Here is a 15,450-nt window from a genome sequence, read left to right on the forward strand (position 1 = left end):
TCATTGCGCCAACAAGACGCCTGCGGTGGCGCTCCATGAAATCCAAACTGGATCTTCCCAAGTGATATCGCGCCGCGCGATGCGGCGGGTGTTGGCCGTCTGCGCTTTGATCACCTGCCCCCCGGGCAGTTCGACGTGATAGGTGCTGAGGTTTCCCAGATACGCGATGTCGAGCACTTTGCCCTGTAGCGCATTGGGGGCATCCTCGGGCCGGTCGGTCGAGATACGAATCTTCTCGGGTCGGATCGCCAGATGGGCCTGCTGCCCCTCGCTGAACGGCACGGCAGAGGTCGCGGTCAGCGGCGGCTGCCCGTCGATCCAGTTCAGATGATATTGGTCTTGGCCAATGGCCTTGGTGCTGGCTTCGATGATGTTCACGTCGCCGATGAAGTCGGCCACGTAGACGGAATTCGGTGCCTCATAGATTTCAGCCGGGGTGGCCACCTGAATGACGCGCCCCTCGTCCATCACCGCCACGCGGGAGGCGACGGTCATCGCCTCTTCTTGGTCGTGGGTCACGATGACAAAAGTGGTGCCGGTGGATTCTTGAATATCCATCAGCTCGAACTGGGTGTCTTGGCGCAGCTTTTTATCGAGCGCGCCCAAGGGTTCATCCAAAAGCAAAAGCTTCGGCGCTTTTGCCAGCGACCGCGCCAGTGCAACGCGCTGCCGTTGGCCGCCGGAGATCTGATGCGGTTTGCGGCGGGCGAATTTCTCTAGCCGGGTCAGTTTCAGCATCTCGGCCACACGGGCCGCAATCGCGTCCTTGTCCATTTTGTCGCGGCGCAGACCAAAGGCGATGTTGTCCCAGATGCTAAGATGCGGGAACAGCGCATAGGACTGGAACATCATGTTCACCGCCCGTTTGTTCGGCGGCACCGGGCCGATGTCTTGCCCGGCCAGTTCGATTTGCCCGGAGGTTGGGTTTTCAAACCCCGCCAGCATCCGCATCATCGTCGTCTTGCCGCAGCCCGATGGGCCCAGCAGAGCAAAGAATTCCTGCGCATAAATGTCCAAAGACAGGTCGTCGATGGCGACGAATTCACCGAATTTCTTAGTTACATTCTTAAAGCGAATGAGCGGTTTTTCGTCGGGGTCGTTCCAGGGGGCGAAGACGGTTGGGCTCACGGTTGAGACATCCTTTGCTCGGGCTTTGATCGGGCTTTGATCGGGTCGCGGGGCAAGAAAAAGGGGCGCGACCAGACTGGCCGCACCCCCTGTCTCGGATCAGGTACCAGACTTGATCTTGGTCCAGAGCCGGGTCACCACGCGCTGCACTTTCGGCGGGTAGGGTGTGGTGGTGAACAGGTTGTTCAGCGCCGCTTCGGAAGGGTAGATCGCCGGGTCGCCGATCACATCCTCGACCAAATGCTCTTGCGAGGCTTTGTTGCCGTTCGCGTAGTACACGTAGTTCGACGCTGCCGCCATATTCTCGGCGTCCATGATGAAGTTCAGAAACTTATGCGCGCCGTCGGGGTTTGGCGCGTCGACCGGGATGGCCATCTGGTCGAACCACATCTGCGCCCCTTCGGAGGGGGCGTTGTAGGCGATCTCAACGCCGTTGTCGGCTTCGGCCGCGCGGTCGCGGGCCTGCAGAATATCGCCGGACCAGCCGACTGCGACGCAGACATCACCGTTGGCCAAAGCATTGATATATTCCGAGGAGTGGAATTTTTGGATGTAGGGGCGGACCGGCATGAAGACCTCCTCCGCCTTTGCGATCACATCCGGGTCATGGCTGTTGGGGTCTTCGCCGATGTAGTTCAGCGCCGCCGGGATCATCTCGGCCGGGGCATCGAGGAAATGCACGCCGCAATCGGCCAGTTTCTCCATATTGGCAGGGTCGAAAACCAGGTCCCAAGAATCGACCGGGGCGTCTTCGCCCAAAGCTTCTTTGACCTTGCCGAGGTTCACGCCGATGCCTGTGGTGCCCCACATGTAGTTGATCGAATGCGCGTTGTCGGGATCATATTGTTCGGTCCGCGAGGAAACCACATCCCACATATTTTCAAGGTTGGGCAGCTTGGAGGCATCCAGCGGCTGAAACGCACCGGCAGTGATCTGGCGCTGCAGGAAGGTGCCCGAGGGGACAACCACGTCATAGCCCGACCCACCGGCCAGCATTTTGGTCTCTAGCACTTCGTTGCTGTCGAACACGTCATAGACCAGTTCGATGCCGGTCTCTTCTTCGAATTTATCCAGCAGGGATTCGTCGATATAATCCGACCAGTTGTAGACGCGGACCGTTTCGGCAGTGGCGGCACCTGCCATCAAGGTGGCGACGGCGACGCTGCTTAGTAGCACATGTTTCATTTCATACTCCCGTTAGACAGGTCGGGTTGATCCCCACCTTTCGTCAATTTGATCAAGTTTTGCCTCCTCGGGCAAGATGGTTTATGCTTTCATGCAGAATGAAATGCTGCAACACACGGCGAAACAAGACGGAAAGACCGCTCCCATGGGTTCAGAAAAGACCGATCCGAGATTGCTTCCCGCCGCCGATGCGGCGGTCAAGACACCAATCCATCAGCATGTTTACGAACGTCTGCGCAAGATGATTCTCTTTGGCGATTTGGCCCCCGGACAGGGGGTTACGATCCAAGGTCTGACCGCCGCGTTGGATGCAGGCATGACGCCCGTGCGCGAGGCCATCCGACGCCTGATCTCCGAAGGGGCGCTGACCCATTTGGGCAACCGCCGTGTCACCGTGCCAGAGCTGACCCACGCCGGGCTGGAAGAACTGGGATTCATGCGTGAAACGCTAGAGCCGGAACTGACCAAACGCGCCGCAAACCGCATGACAGACGGGCGTTTGAACGCTCTGCATGATTGCGACAACGCGCTGAACCTTGCCATTGATCGGGGCGATGTCGGTGGCTATCTGATGCAGAACTACAGCTTTCACAGGATGATCTACGACCTTGCAGGAGCGCCCATCATGGCCGCCACGGTGGACCGGTTGTGGCTGCGTTTCGGCCCCTCGCTTCGCGTGGTTTGCGGGCGCTATGGCACCAGCAATCTGCCCGATAAACACGCAGAACTTCTTGCGGCCTTTGCCGCCGGGGATGCCGCATTGGCGGGTGAGGTCATGGCAGGCGATGTTGCACAAGGAATGACCCAAATCCGCGCCGCCCTTGATGGGTTGCCCATTCCGCGTTGATTCGATTGACATGCTATAATTTGATCATATTCTGCAGCGAAGCTTATTTTTCACGCAGATAGAAGGTGCACAGACATGCCGCCCATTACGAATCACCTCCCCACCGCGGATCTTCAAGCGCTTGATGCGGCGCATCATATGCATCCTTTCACCACCAATGATGATTTGGGCGACAAGGGCGCGCGCATCATCACACGGGCCAAGGGCATCTATCTGACCGACAGCGAGGGGAATGAAATCCTCGATGCGATGGCGGGGCTGTGGTGTGTGAACCTTGGCTATGGCCGCGAAGAGATGGGCAAGGTCGCCGCACGGCAGATGAACGAACTGCCCTATTACAACACCTTCTTCCAAACGACCCATGTGCCCGCCATCGCGCTGGCCAAGGAACTGGCCGACCTCGCTCCCGGTGATTTGAACCATGTCTTTTTCGCCGGGTCCGGATCAGAGGCGAACGACACCAACCTGCGCATGGTCCGCACCTATTGGGCGCAAAAGGGCAAGCCCGAGAAGAGCCATATCATCAGCCGCAAGAATGCTTATCACGGCTCTTCGGTCGGGTCGGCCAGTCTGGGCGGCATGACCTATATGCATGAGCAAGGCGGCCTGCCGATCCCCGGCATCCATCATATCGGCCAGCCCGATTGGTATGCCGAGGGCGGGGATATGTCGCCCGAGGACTTTGGCCTGAAACGGGCGCAGGAGCTGGACGCGAAGATCGTCGAACTAGGCGCCGACAAGGTCGCCGCCTTCATTGCCGAACCCGTGCAGGGTGCAGGCGGGGTTGTCATTCCGCCCAGCACCTACTGGCCCGAGATTCAGCGCATTTGCGACAAACACGACATTCTGTTGATCGCCGACGAGGTGATCTGCGGCTTTGGCCGGACAGGCAACTGGTTTGGCTCGCAAACCATGGGGATCAAGCCGCATATCATGACCATCGCCAAGGGCCTCAGCTCGGGCTACGCGCCGATTGGCGGGTCGATTGTCTGTGACGAAGTGGCCGAGGTCATCAACGCCTGCGAATTCAACCATGGCTACACCTATTCCGGTCACCCGGTCTGTGCCGCCGTGGCGCTGGAAAACCTGCGCATCATGCAAGAAGAGAACATCGTCGACCATGTGCGAGACTTCGCCGCCCCCGCGCTGAAAGAGGCGCTGGATAAGCTGGGAGAGCATCCGCTGGTTGGCGGGGTCAACGTCTCTGGCCTGATGGCGTCTCTGCCGCTGACGCCGGATAAGGAAAGCCGTGCGCAATTCGCGGACGGGGGCGTCGCTGGCTACACCTGCCGGGAGCATTGCTTTGCCAATAATCTGGTAATGCGCCATGTCGGCGACCGGATGATCATCTCTCCGCCGCTGGTCATCACGCCCGAGGAGATCAAGATCTTCGCCGCACGGGCGACCAAGGCGCTGGATGCGACCTATGCCGATCTGAAAGACAAGGACATGCTGAAAGCTGCGTCCTAAACGACCCGGGCTGCCCCCGTTTGGGGGCGGCCCTTTATTCGTTTCGCAGTCGGGCCAGCAGCCGGGGCGAAGCATAGCCATCCGGCGCGATCCCCTCGGCCTGTTGATAGCTGCGCACGGCATTGACGGTCAGCGGGCCGATCTTGGCGTCGATCTTTTGCGTGTCGAAACCCGCCTTCGTCAGCAGGGTTTGCAATTCGATCCGCTCATCAAAGCTCAGCGCGCGGTCCTCGCGGGGCCACTCTTGCTTTATCTCCCCCGCGCCGCCGATCCGGTCGGCCAAATGGCCGACGCCGATGACATAGGCATCCGCCGTGTTATAGCGCTCGATCACCGCGAAATTCGGGAAGATCATAAAGGCCGCGCCCTGCGCGCCTGCGGGCAGCAGGATCGACGCGGGCCCGTGATCCGCAACCGCGTCACCACTCAGCGCGGTCACGCCAAGTTGGGCCCATTCCGCCGGGGTCTTGGTCACCTCCCGGTCGGCCAGCAGATAGTCAAACCCCTCGGGCAGGGCCACTTCGACACCCCAAGGCTGGCCCGTCGTCCAGCCGAAATGCTTGAGATATGCCGCGGTAGAGGCCAGCGCATCGCTGGGGTTGTCGCCCCAAATGTCCCGCCGCCCGTCACCGTCCCAATCGACGGCATGGGCGTGGAAGGACGACGGCATGAACTGCGTATGCCCCATCGCGCCCGCCCAAGAGCCACGCAATTGCTCTGCATCGGTATCGCCCGCCTGCAAAATACGCAGAGCGTCCAGCAATTCGCCCTCGAAAAACTCCGCCCGGCGCGCGTCGTAGGCGAGGGTGGCCAGCGAATTCAGCACGCTGTCGCCGCCTCGGAAACTGCCATAGGCGCTCTCTAGCCCCCAGATCGCGGTGACGATCTCTTTCTCAACGCCATATTTGATTTCGATATCTTCCAGCGTGCGCTCCCACTGGGCCAACGCCTTTTGCCCATTCTGCACCCGCAGATCCGAGGTCGCGGTGTCGAGGTAATCCCAGATCGTTTTGGTAAACTCCGACTGGTTGCGGTCGCGGCGGATCACCTCGGTGTCATAGAGCACCGTATCCAGCGCGCGGTCAAAGACATCCGGGTCGATGCCCTGCTGCAGGGCGCGGGGCCGTAATTCCGACACCCAAGCGCGCAACCCGGCCTCATCTCCGGTGGCCTCTGGGGTGGCTTGCTCTGCCGGGGTGGCGGAAACAACCACGGCCTGCGACGTGCGCGGCGCGGGCCGCGTAGATTCAGCAGGACCAGACCCAAAGGCCGGAGCCCCCATGCCTGCGGTCGCAAGAATGCTTGAAATCATCGCGTAGTGCCGGATCATAATCGCCTCACCTCATAGAGTTGCGACAAATCCTATGCCCGCCCCGCCCCGGTGGAAAGGGAGGGGCGCGGCCATCCGCGAAGCTCCGCCTGTTTGCCGCCTCAGCGGCGGGTGCGGGTCACTTTGCGCTTGATCTTGTCCTTCTTGCGCTTGGCCTTCACGGCCTTGCCGCGCGGATTGCGGCCTGCCGGGCTGCGCCGACTGCCACCCCCGCCTTGCTTGACCTTTTTATCTTCGATCTCAAGCAGTTCCAGTGCGATGCCCCCGGTGACGGGCACCGCCTCGGCCAGCCGTACGGTCACCCGTTGGCCGATGCCGATGATCATGCCGGTATCGGACCCCATCAGCGTCTGCGCCTCTGGATCATGGTGAAAGTACTCGCGCCCCAAAGACCGCATCGGCACCAGCCCATCCGCTCCAGTCTCGTCCAGCTTCACGAAGGCCCCGAACCGGGCGATGCCGCTGATCCGACCGGTGAACTCGTTGCCCACACGCTCTGACAAGAAGGCGGCGAGGTAGCGGTCGGTCGTGTCGCGCTCTGCCACCATTGAGCGCCGCTCGGTGTCCGAGATATGCGCGCCGGTCTGTTCCAGCCCTTCGATCTCTTCCGGGGTCAGACCGTCCTTGCCCCAGCCATGCGCCGTGATCAGGGCGCGGTGCACAATCAGGTCGGCATAGCGCCGGATCGGCGAGGTAAAATGCGCATAGGACCGCAGGGCGAGGCCAAAGTGCCCGATATGCGCGGGCCCGTAATAGGCCTGCGTCATCGACCGCAGGGTGCTGAGGTTGATCAGTTCCGCATCATTCGTCCCCGCCGCCTGATCCAGCAGGCGGTTGAGATGCGCGGTTTGTAGCACCTGCCCCTTGGCCAGGGTAAAGCCTGCCGCCTGCGCCGTTTCGCGCAAGGACTCAAGCTTCTCCGGCGAGGGTTCCTCGTGGATACGGAACAGCAGCGGGGTTTTCTTTTTCAGCAGTGTCTCGGCGGCGGCGACATTGGCCAGCACCATGAACTCTTCGATCAGCTTATGCGCGTCGAGCCGTTCGCGGAAGTTGACCGATTTCACTTTGCCATCGTCACCCAACTCAATCCGGCGTTCCGGTAGGTCCAACTCAAGCGGCTGCCGCTCGGCCCGCGCGGTTTTCAGCGCGCCGTAGGCGGCATAAAGCGGTTTCAGCACAGGTTCCAACAGCGGGCCAGTGCGGTCGTTCGGGTTGCCGTCAATGGCGTCCTGCACCTCTTCGTAATGCAAGGATGCGGGCGAACGCATCAGCCCGCGATGGAACGTATGGCCGGTCTTGTTGCCCTTGGCATCCAGCACCATACGCACGGCGATACAGGCGCGCGGGACACCTTCGTGCAATGAGCACAGATCGCCCGACAGGCGATCCGGCAGCATCGGCACCACCCGGTCGGGGAAATAGGTCGAGTTACCCCGTTTGCGCGCCTCGATATCCAGCGCTGAACCGGGCGTGACATAGGCGGCCACATCCGCGATGGCGACCCAGACGACATGACCGCCTTCGTTCTTGGGGTCCTCATCCGCATGGGCATAGCAGGCGTCATCATGGTCGCGTGCATCGGACGGGTCGATGGTGACCAGCGGCAGGTCACGCAGGTCTTCGCGGCCCTTAAGGCCCTGCGGTTTGGCGGCATCGGCCTGTTCGACCACCTTATCGGGGAAATCATCGGGAATGCCGTGCTGGTGGATCGCGATCAGCGACACCGCGCGCGGCTCGGACGGGTCGCCCAACCGCTCGACGATGCGGGCACGGGGGGAGCCCATGCGCCCCTTTGGCCCGGCCTGCTCGGCTTCGACCAGCTCACCGTCTTTGGCCCCGTGGGTATGGTCCGCCCCGACGCGCCATTCACGGTCAGCGCCCTTGTCGATTGGCACGATCCGCCCGCCCTCGGCAGCCTTGCGGAAGATGCCCAAGACCTTTTTCGGATTGCTGCCAATGCGGCGGATCAGCCGCGCCTCATAATGGTGGTCTTCGCCTTTCACCAGCGTCAGCCGTGCCAGAATGCGGTCGCCTTCGCCAAGGGCGGGATCACTGTCGCGCGGGATCAACAGCACGACGGGCTCTTTCCCCTCGCCATGCCATTCCATCGGCTTGGCAAACAGATCACCATCCTTGTCCGGCCCGGTGACCAGCAGCACCGAGACAGGCGGCAAGCGATCCGGATCCTGATAGCTGCGCTGGCGCTTTTCCAGATGGCCCTCGGCCTCCAGTTCTTTCAACACGCGCTTCAGGTCGATCCGCGCCGCACCTTTGATGCCAAAGGCTTTGGCGATGTCGCGCTTGGCGGTCAGCGTGGGGTTCTGTTCGATCCAGTCGAGGATCTCGGATTTGCTGGGTATCTTGCTCATACCTCAGCAGGTAGCACGCAGCCCCCCTGTCGTCATGGCAAATCGTGAATTTCGTCCACGTCGCGCAGGGTCGAAACTTGCGCAATCCGGTAGCCCGGCAGGGTCGCGCGACTGTCGGCCAGCGCGTGCGGGCCGGACCAGCGCACAGCGTCGAACAGGCTGGGCGGTGCGCGGCGGGGGTGTTTCAACCCCACCAGCCAGTAGCCCCCATCGGGCGCGGGGCCAAAGACCGCGTCATGATTGCCGAGTGCCGTAAAGGCCCGCGCCAGCTCCTTGCGGTTGATACCGGGAATATCCGCCCCAATCACACAGGCCGCCCCCGGTGCGGCGCGTAGCATCCGTGCCATGCGGTCGCCCAGATTGCCCCTGCCCTGCGGCCAGCGGGGCAAATGCGCGGGCCAAACCCGGCTTTGCAGCCCTTCGACATCCGGCGCGACAGCCAGCACCACCTGCCAACGTGGGTCTTCAATGCGGCGCAGCAGGCGGCGCGTCTGGTGGCGAAACCACCATGCCGCGCCCACCATGCCAAGGTCACGGCCCAGCCGGGTTTTCACCCGACCGGGATGCGGTTCTTTTACCATAACGATGAGCGTTGGTTTCACGTGAAATAATTCCGCAGCACGCGGGTGTAGATGGATTTAAGCTGCTCGATATGTTCGACCCGCACATGTTCATCGACTTGGTGCATGGACTGGCCGACCAGACCGAACTCGACCACCGGGCAATGCGCTTTGACAAAACGCGCGTCCGAGGTGCCGCCGGTGGTCGAGAGTTCCGGCTTCACCCCAGTCTCCGCCTCGACCGCGCCCGAAACCAGATCGGACAGAGCGCCCGGCGGGGTGATAAAGCTCTCGCCGGAGATCTTGATCTCCACCTCCACCTGTAGGCCGAATTCCTCGGCGATTTTGTCCGCTTCGCCGCGCAGCCAATCGCTGAGGCTTGCGCCTGAATGGTGGTCGTTGAACCGGATATTCACCGCGCCGCGGCACTGCGCCGGGATCACGTTGGTGGCTTTGTTGCCAGTGTCGACCGTGACAACCGCCAGTGTCGACGGATCGAAATGATCGCTGCCCTGATCCAACTCATAGCTGGCCAAACGGTCCATCAGCCGCATCATCGCGGGCAGCGGGTTGTTGGCCCGCTGCGGATAGGCCGCGTGGCCCTGTTTGCCCGTCACCTTGAAATGCGCGTTCATCGACCCGCGCCGCCCGATCTTGATCATGTCGCCCATGGTTTCGGGGCAAGTCGGCTCACCCACAAGGCAGACATCCATCCGCTCGCCGTTCTCGGTCATATAGTCCAACAGCGCCGTGGTCCCGTCGAGCGCGTCGCCCTCTTCGTCCCCGGTGATCGCCAGCACGATGGAACCATCGGGCGGTGTGTCTTTGACGAAATCAACCGCCGCCGCGACAAAGGCTGCCACGCCGGATTTCATGTCGGTGGTGCCGCGGCCATACATGATGCCGTCTTTGATCTCGGCTCCGAAGGGGGGAATCGACCAGTCGGCCTCATCCCCGATGGGGACCACATCGGTGTGACCGTTAAAGCCGAAAGACTTGGTATTGCCCTTATTGCCCCAGCGGGCAAAGAGATTGCACACGCCGCCCCGGTCTACGCGCGTACAGTCAAACCCCGCCGCACCCAGCACCTCTTCCAGCACCTCCAGCGCACCGTCGTTGACGGGGGTGACAGAGGCGCAGCGCACCAGTTTTGCGGTGAGATCAACAGGGTCGAGACCGGACATTTCGGCTCCTTTTCAGGGGTTATCGCTTGTCCGGTAACTTGTGTGGGCAAATCGCGCCGATGCCAAGGGGGCGCACTGCAATTCCCCGTGTGGGACCGTGGTCAGTCGAAAAACGGGGTCATTTGGGCGACGATGACCGAGTTTTCCTCTAGTGCGCGCTGCATCAACTCACGCTCTTCGCCGTCGATCTCTTGGCCCTCGGCCTCGCGCTCTTCCAGCGTGCCATAGCCGGTCACGTCCAGCGGGTTGGTGTCGGCCTGTTTGAGGATCGCCACGGTCTCTCGCACGGCTTCGGCCTCGTCGATACCAGAGGCGAAACACATCAGCGCGGCCCCGGTGGCCTTGTCGGGCAGGCCATCGCCATCCTTGCGACCGATCTGAACCAAAAGGGTAAAGACCTGCTGGCGCGAAGGTTTCTTGGTTTTCTTGGGTTCAGACATGATAAGGGCCGCCGATTGCTTTCGGCAGCCCTAACCTTTTCGCTCAGATTTGGAAAGGGGCCGCGCCCCTGCCCTTAGGTCTTGGCAATCAAGTCTTGCCGCGGACCAACCGTGTGACCCAGATCAGCAGGCAGGCACCGATAATACCGACCACCAACTGACCGAACCAACCGCCCAGCGTGCTGCCAACGATCAGCATCAACAGCCAGTTCGCGACCAAGGCACCAACGATGCCGAGGATGATGTTCATGATCAGACCCATGTCCGATTTCATGATTTTTTCTGCGATCCAGCCTGCAAGGCCACCCACGATGATTGCGGCAAACCAACCGATACCCGTCATGTCGTTAATCTCCTTTGAATTCAGGTCTCAACGCTATGAAGGGGCATTTGGTTCCCTCAGTCGCGCAGCAACTCGTTGATCGAGGTTTTGGAGCGGGTCTTGGCGTCCACCCGTTTCACGATCACGGCGCAGTAAAGGTTCACGTTGTTCTTCGATGGCATGGTGCCTGCGACGACGACCGACCCTGCGGGCACTTCGCCATACATGATCTCACCAGTTTCGCGGTCGACGATCTTGGTCGACTGGCCGATGAAGACACCCATGCCCAGCACCGAACCTTCGCGCACGATGCAGCCTTCGACGACTTCCGACCGCGCCCCGATAAAGCAGTTGTCTTCGATGATAGTCGGGCCTGCCTGCATCGGTTCCAACACACCGCCGATGCCGACGCCGCCCGAGAGGTGCACGTTTTTGCCAATCTGCGCGCAGGAGCCGACGGTGGCCCATGTATCAACCATGGTGCCGCTGTCGACATAGGCGCCGATGTTCACGAAAGACGGCATCAGCACCACGCCGGGCGCGATATAGGCCGAGCGGCGCGCGACGCAGTTGGGCACGGCGCGGAAACCGGCCTCTTTCCATTCGGCATCGCCCCAGCCTTTGAATTTGCTGTCGACCTTGTCCCACCAGCCAGCGCCCTGCGGGCCGCCTTCTTGATGTTCCATATCCTTGATGCGGAAGCCCAGCAGCACGGCCTTTTTGGCCCACTGATTGACATGCCACTGACCGTCGTCCTGCTTTTCCGCCACGCGCAGCTTGCCGCTGTCGAGCGCGTTCAGCGTCTCTTCGATGGCGTCGCGGGTCTCTCCGGTGGTGGCGGATGTGATCTGGTCGCGGGTATCCCAAGCGGCTTCGATGGCGGTTTCAAGTTGGGCGTTGGACATGGGGCAAGTCTCCGAATGATGAAAAGGCCTTTTGAGGGCTATAGCCTTGCACCGCCAAGGGTGCAATTGCCGGGCGATGAGGGGCGTGGTCATTCTGTGATCAACAATGCATGTTGACCTGAGCGGCCATCGCGCCACCTGAGCCAAGCCCTAGACCAAGGAAAGACCCGAGGATGACCGAGGAACACCGCCACCCCCTGCGCCGCGCCAATGTTGACCGCGCCAAGGCCCAAGACGCCCCCGACACGCCGCAAACCCGCGCGCCCGCCTACCGTCTGGCCTTTACCGACGACGACTTCATGTGCCGCGATGAGCTGCGCCCGGTGCGCCTGCAACTGGAATTGCTCAAGCCCGAACTGCTGCTCGATGCCCACGGCATCCAATCGACCATCGTGCTCTTTGGCGGCGCGCGCATTCCTGCACCAGCCGAGAAACACACCGCCCGCACCAAAACGTTGGCCGATCTGTCGCGTTTTTATGACGAGACGCGCACCTTTGCCCGGCTGATGACTGAAAAGTCGATGGAAACCGGCGGCGTGGAGAACGTCATCGTCACCGGCGGTGGGCCGGGTGTGATGGAGGCAGGCAACCGTGGCGCGCTGGACGCGGGCGGCCATTCCATCGGCCTGAATATCGTGCTGCCGTTTGAGCAGGCGCCCAACGAATATGTCACGCCGGAGCTTTGCTTTAACTTCCACTATTTCGCGATCCGCAAGATGCATTTCCTGATGCGCGCCCGCGCGATCTGCGTCTTCCCCGGTGGTTTCGGCACCATGGACGAGCTCTTTGAGGCCCTGACGCTGATCCAGACCGGCCGCATGAACCGCGTGCCCTTCTTGCTGTTTGGGCGCGAGTTCTGGGAAAAAATCATCAATTGGGACGCGCTGGCCGATGCCGGAACGATCTCTGCCGAAGACCTCGACCTGTTCCGCTTTGTCGAAAGCGCGGATGAGGCGATGGAAGTGATCGAGAATTGGGAGACCGCCCCCGCCCGCGAACATGTGCCGGGCCGGGAAGAGGTCGAAGATCACGGCTGATCGGGCCTTGCCCGGCCCCGTCACCGGGTAAAGGTCTGTCTCAAGGCCACTTTGGCCCCTTGGACAATATCGCGCAGGATATCGGCGGCGGGACTGACCGCGCCGATCAACCCTGCGACCTCTCCGACAAAGGCGTTGGCGGTGCGAGCATCGCCCTCTGCCACCGCCGCCTGCCAACGTGGCAACTCCTGCGCCAGCGCGGCGCGCAGCCCGTCGGGGTCATCATGCCAACGGTCGGTGAACTCATTGCGCAGCACGCGGCCCGTGTAGCGTTTGGGCCAGTCATAGCCGCGCATGATGTCGGTCACGGTGCTGCGCAGCGTATCATCGCCACTGGCCTCAATCGCGGCCTTTAGCATCGCGGGATGCACCAGCGCCTCTTCCGAGGCCCAGAAGCGCGAGCCGACGACCACCCCATCGGCCCCGAGCATCAGCGCCGCAGCCAACCCGCGCCCGTCACCCACGCCGCCTGCCGCACAAAGTAACGTGTCGGGCGCATGGCGGGCGATGTGATCGGCAATTTCGGGCACAAGGGTAAAGGTCGCGCGTTTTTCGCCGTGGCCGCCAGCCTCGGCCCCTTGGGCGACGATGATCTCGGCCCCCAGATCAATCGCATGGGCGGCATCGCGCAGGGTTTGCACCTGACAGATCAGCGGCACTTTGGCCGCTCGGATCGCGGGGACGAACTCTGCCGGATCGCCGAACGAAAGAAAGACCGCCGCCGGGTCGCGGGCGAGAACCTGCTCCAACGCCTGCGGATGCTCCCGCAGTTTCCAAGTGATAAAGCCGCAGCCGACCGATTGGTTGCCCGCCAGATCTTGCTGCTCAGCGATCCATTCGCCGGAATCGTAGGCCCCGCCGATCATGCCCAAGCCCCCCGCGCTTGAGACCGTAGCCGCCAGCCGCCCGCCCGCGGCGAAAGCCATGGGCGCTTGGATGATCGGATGGCTGATCCCCAGCCGTTTGGTCAAACGCGTGGTCAGCATTCCCTACCGCCCCGCCAGAATGGCATCAGCGGCCTTTTCGGCAATCATCACCGTCGGCGATGCCGTGTTGCCCGAGACGATCTTGGGCATGATCGAGGCATCAATCACCCGCAGTCCCTGCAACCCATGCACCCGCAGATCGGCATCGACCACGGCCATCGGATCACTGCCCATCTTGCAGGTGCCAACGGGGTGAAAGATCGTCGTGGCAATATCGCGCGCCTTGTCGAGCAGGTCTTCATCGCTCTGCACGACGGGGCCGGGCAAGATTTCCTCGGGCTGATAAGGGTGCAGCGCCTTGGCCGTCATGATGTGTCGCGCCTGTTTCATGGCCGCGACCGCGACACGCTTGTCGCTCTCAGCGGAAAGATAGTTCAGACGGATGTCGGGCTGCACCGCGCTGTCGCGGCTGGTCAGATGGCAAGAGCCGATACTCTCGGGCCGCAGGTTGCAGACCGAAACGGTAATCGCCGGGAACGGGTGCAACGGATCGCCCAGCTTGTCGGTCGACAGGGGCTGCACGTGGTATTCCAGATCGGGCGTCTCAAGCGCCGGATCGGACTTGGTGAACATGCCGAACTGGCTGGGCGCCATCGCCAAGGGGCCGCTGCGCCGCATGAGATATTCCAGACCCATCCGCCCCTTCCCCCAAAGCGAATGGGTCATCGTGTTGAGCGTCTTGGTGTTTTGCACTTTATAGACGGTGCGGATCTGCAAATGGTCCTGAAGGTTCTCCCCCACGCCGGGCAGTTCATGCAGCGTGGTGATACCCATGCCGCTCAAAAGCTCGCTCTGCCCGATGCCCGAGAGTTCGAGGATCTTGGGTGAGTTGATTGCCCCCGCCGACAACAGCACTTCGCCCTCGGCCACGGCCCGCAGGGCGCGGCCTTCGTGGGTAAAGCGCACGCCGGTCACGCGCTTGCCCTCTAGGATCAGCCCATTGGTATGGGCATGTGTCATCACCCGCAGGTTGGGCCGCTGCATCGCGGGGCGCAGGAAACCGCGCGCCGTGTTCCAGCGCACACCGCCATGTTGGTTCACCTCGAAAAAGCCCGAGCCTTCGTTATCGCCATCGTTGAAATCGGCGCGCGGTTCGATCCCGAACTCCCGCGCGCCGTCCTGCACGGCCTCCAAAATGTCCCACCGCAGGCGCTGTTTGCTGACCTTCCACTCGCCTCCGGCGCTGTGCATGTCATTGCCGCCCGCGTGGTGATCCTCGGACTTGAGGAAATAGGGCAGCACGTCGTCCCAGCTCCACCCGGCGTTGCCAAGCTGCCGCCAATGGTCATAGTCCGCCGCCTGCCCGCGCATGTAGATCATGCCGTTGATGGAGCTACAGCCGCCCAGCACCTTGCCGCGCGGGTAGGTCAGAGAGCGCCCGTTCAACCCCGGCTCGGGCGCAGTTTTCATCATCCAATCGGTGCGCGGATTGCCGATGCAATAGAGATACCCCACCGGCACCTTGACCCAGTGGTAGTTGTCATCCCCCCCAGCCTCGAGCAGCAGGACGTTATTGGCTGGATCAGCGCTGAGACGGTTGGCCAAAACACAGCCCGCGGTGCCAGCGCCGACAATGATATAGTCATAGCGACCCTCTAGCTGTGTCTCGTCGTGCATGGTGATCTCTCCCGATATTCTGGCCCGCCTCCCCGGCGCGTTATTGGTAGAGCGCCCGGCGACAGGTCAC

The 15,450-nt window shown here is 61.9% G+C and carries 14 protein-coding genes; 3 read left to right on the forward strand and 11 right to left on the reverse strand.

What is annotated here, in order from left to right; genetic code table 11:
* Complete coding sequence (locus tag K3762_RS16975; protein WP_120352054.1) at nucleotides 1-1,128, reverse strand: ABC transporter ATP-binding protein; 1,128 nt, start codon at nucleotides 1,126-1,128, stop codon at nucleotides 1-3.
* A gap of 99 nt (nucleotides 1,129-1,227) precedes the next feature.
* A complete protein-coding gene (locus K3762_RS16980; RefSeq protein WP_132443886.1) occupies nucleotides 1,228-2,313 on the reverse strand; it encodes a polyamine ABC transporter substrate-binding protein in 1,086 nt (361 codons plus the stop codon).
* 145 nt (nucleotides 2,314-2,458) lie between these two features.
* Here K3762_RS16980 and K3762_RS16985 point away from each other — a divergent pair, with 145 nt between their 5' ends.
* Nucleotides 2,459-3,160, forward strand: a complete 702-nt coding sequence (locus K3762_RS16985; protein WP_132443887.1) for a GntR family transcriptional regulator — start codon at nucleotides 2,459-2,461, stop codon at nucleotides 3,158-3,160.
* A gap of 75 nt (nucleotides 3,161-3,235) precedes the next feature.
* Nucleotides 3,236-4,630, forward strand: coding sequence for an aspartate aminotransferase family protein (locus K3762_RS16990; RefSeq protein ID WP_132443888.1), 1,395 nt, complete (start codon nucleotides 3,236-3,238; stop codon nucleotides 4,628-4,630).
* 34 nt (nucleotides 4,631-4,664) lie between these two features.
* Here the strand turns inward: K3762_RS16990 and K3762_RS16995 are convergent, their stop codons facing one another.
* The 7 genes from K3762_RS16995 to dapD form a co-directional block, all read right to left on the reverse strand.
* Nucleotides 4,665-5,960: a lytic murein transglycosylase gene (locus K3762_RS16995; RefSeq protein ID WP_132443889.1), complete on the reverse strand. Its 1,296-nt coding sequence runs from the start codon at nucleotides 5,958-5,960 to the stop codon at nucleotides 4,665-4,667.
* Between the two features lie 101 nt (nucleotides 5,961-6,061).
* Nucleotides 6,062-8,329 carry a ribonuclease R gene (rnr, locus tag K3762_RS17000; RefSeq protein WP_260010698.1) on the reverse strand — a complete coding sequence of 756 codons (2,268 nt, stop codon included), beginning with the start codon at nucleotides 8,327-8,329 and terminating at the stop codon, nucleotides 6,062-6,064.
* Between the two features lie 32 nt (nucleotides 8,330-8,361).
* Complete coding sequence (locus K3762_RS17005; protein WP_260010701.1) at nucleotides 8,362-8,931, reverse strand: TIGR04282 family arsenosugar biosynthesis glycosyltransferase; 570 nt, start codon at nucleotides 8,929-8,931, stop codon at nucleotides 8,362-8,364.
* The gene (gene dapE, locus K3762_RS17010) at nucleotides 8,928-10,073 is read right to left on the reverse strand and encodes a succinyl-diaminopimelate desuccinylase (RefSeq protein ID WP_260010704.1); all 1,146 of its coding nucleotides are present in this window, start codon (nucleotides 10,071-10,073) and stop codon (nucleotides 8,928-8,930) included. Before dapE ends, K3762_RS17005 begins: the two co-directional genes overlap by 4 nt.
* Before the next feature lie 101 nt (nucleotides 10,074-10,174).
* A complete protein-coding gene (locus tag K3762_RS17015; RefSeq protein WP_067622327.1) occupies nucleotides 10,175-10,513 on the reverse strand; it encodes a hypothetical protein in 339 nt (112 codons plus the stop codon).
* 88 nt (nucleotides 10,514-10,601) lie between these two features.
* Nucleotides 10,602-10,856 carry a GlsB/YeaQ/YmgE family stress response membrane protein gene (locus tag K3762_RS17020; protein WP_067622328.1) on the reverse strand — a complete coding sequence of 85 codons (255 nt, stop codon included), beginning with the start codon at nucleotides 10,854-10,856 and terminating at the stop codon, nucleotides 10,602-10,604.
* A 56-nt stretch (nucleotides 10,857-10,912) separates the two neighbouring features.
* Nucleotides 10,913-11,740, reverse strand: coding sequence for a 2,3,4,5-tetrahydropyridine-2,6-dicarboxylate N-succinyltransferase (dapD, locus tag K3762_RS17025; protein WP_132443893.1), 828 nt, complete (start codon nucleotides 11,738-11,740; stop codon nucleotides 10,913-10,915).
* A 173-nt stretch (nucleotides 11,741-11,913) separates the two neighbouring features.
* Here dapD and K3762_RS17030 point away from each other — a divergent pair, with 173 nt between their 5' ends.
* A complete protein-coding gene (locus K3762_RS17030) occupies nucleotides 11,914-12,777 on the forward strand; it encodes an LOG family protein (protein ID WP_067622333.1) in 864 nt (287 codons plus the stop codon).
* 20 nt (nucleotides 12,778-12,797) lie between these two features.
* Here K3762_RS17030 and K3762_RS17035 read toward each other — a convergent pair whose 3' ends face one another.
* Together K3762_RS17035 and K3762_RS17040 are read right to left on the reverse strand one after the other, a co-directional pair.
* Nucleotides 12,798-13,763, reverse strand: coding sequence for a nitronate monooxygenase family protein (locus tag K3762_RS17035; RefSeq protein ID WP_260010707.1), 966 nt, complete (start codon nucleotides 13,761-13,763; stop codon nucleotides 12,798-12,800).
* A gap of 3 nt (nucleotides 13,764-13,766) precedes the next feature.
* Nucleotides 13,767-15,380, reverse strand: coding sequence for a GMC family oxidoreductase (locus K3762_RS17040; protein ID WP_260010710.1), 1,614 nt, complete (start codon nucleotides 15,378-15,380; stop codon nucleotides 13,767-13,769).
* Between the last annotated feature and the right edge of the window lie 70 nt (nucleotides 15,381-15,450).

The organism is Sulfitobacter sp. W074 (assembly GCF_025142275.1).
GTDB classification, from domain to species: domain Bacteria; phylum Pseudomonadota; class Alphaproteobacteria; order Rhodobacterales; family Rhodobacteraceae; genus Sulfitobacter; species Sulfitobacter profundi.

Bases quoted from the DNA above. Each gene is read 5' to 3' on its own strand.
- K3762_RS16980 (WP_132443886.1), bottom strand. From the start codon at position 2,313: ATGAAACATGTGCTACTAAGCAGCGTCGCCGTCGCCACCTTGATGGCA.
- K3762_RS17040 (WP_260010710.1), bottom strand. From the start codon at position 15,380: ATGCACGACGAGACACAGCTAGAGGGTCGCTATGACTATATCATTGTC.
- K3762_RS17015 (WP_067622327.1), bottom strand. From the start codon at position 10,513: ATGTCTGAACCCAAGAAAACCAAGAAACCTTCGCGCCAGCAGGTCTTT.
- K3762_RS17030 (WP_067622333.1), top strand. From the start codon at position 11,914: ATGACCGAGGAACACCGCCACCCCCTGCGCCGCGCCAATGTTGACCGC.
- K3762_RS16995 (WP_132443889.1), bottom strand. From the start codon at position 5,960: ATGATCCGGCACTACGCGATGATTTCAAGCATTCTTGCGACCGCAGGC.
- dapE (WP_260010704.1), bottom strand. From the start codon at position 10,073: ATGTCCGGTCTCGACCCTGTTGATCTCACCGCAAAACTGGTGCGCTGC.
- K3762_RS17035 (WP_260010707.1), bottom strand. From the start codon at position 13,763: ATGCTGACCACGCGTTTGACCAAACGGCTGGGGATCAGCCATCCGATC.
- rnr (WP_260010698.1), bottom strand. From the start codon at position 8,329: ATGAGCAAGATACCCAGCAAATCCGAGATCCTCGACTGGATCGAACAG.
- K3762_RS16985 (WP_132443887.1), top strand. From the start codon at position 2,459: ATGGGTTCAGAAAAGACCGATCCGAGATTGCTTCCCGCCGCCGATGCG.
- dapD (WP_132443893.1), bottom strand. From the start codon at position 11,740: ATGTCCAACGCCCAACTTGAAACCGCCATCGAAGCCGCTTGGGATACC.
- K3762_RS17020 (WP_067622328.1), bottom strand. From the start codon at position 10,856: ATGACGGGTATCGGTTGGTTTGCCGCAATCATCGTGGGTGGCCTTGCA.
- K3762_RS16990 (WP_132443888.1), top strand. From the start codon at position 3,236: ATGCCGCCCATTACGAATCACCTCCCCACCGCGGATCTTCAAGCGCTT.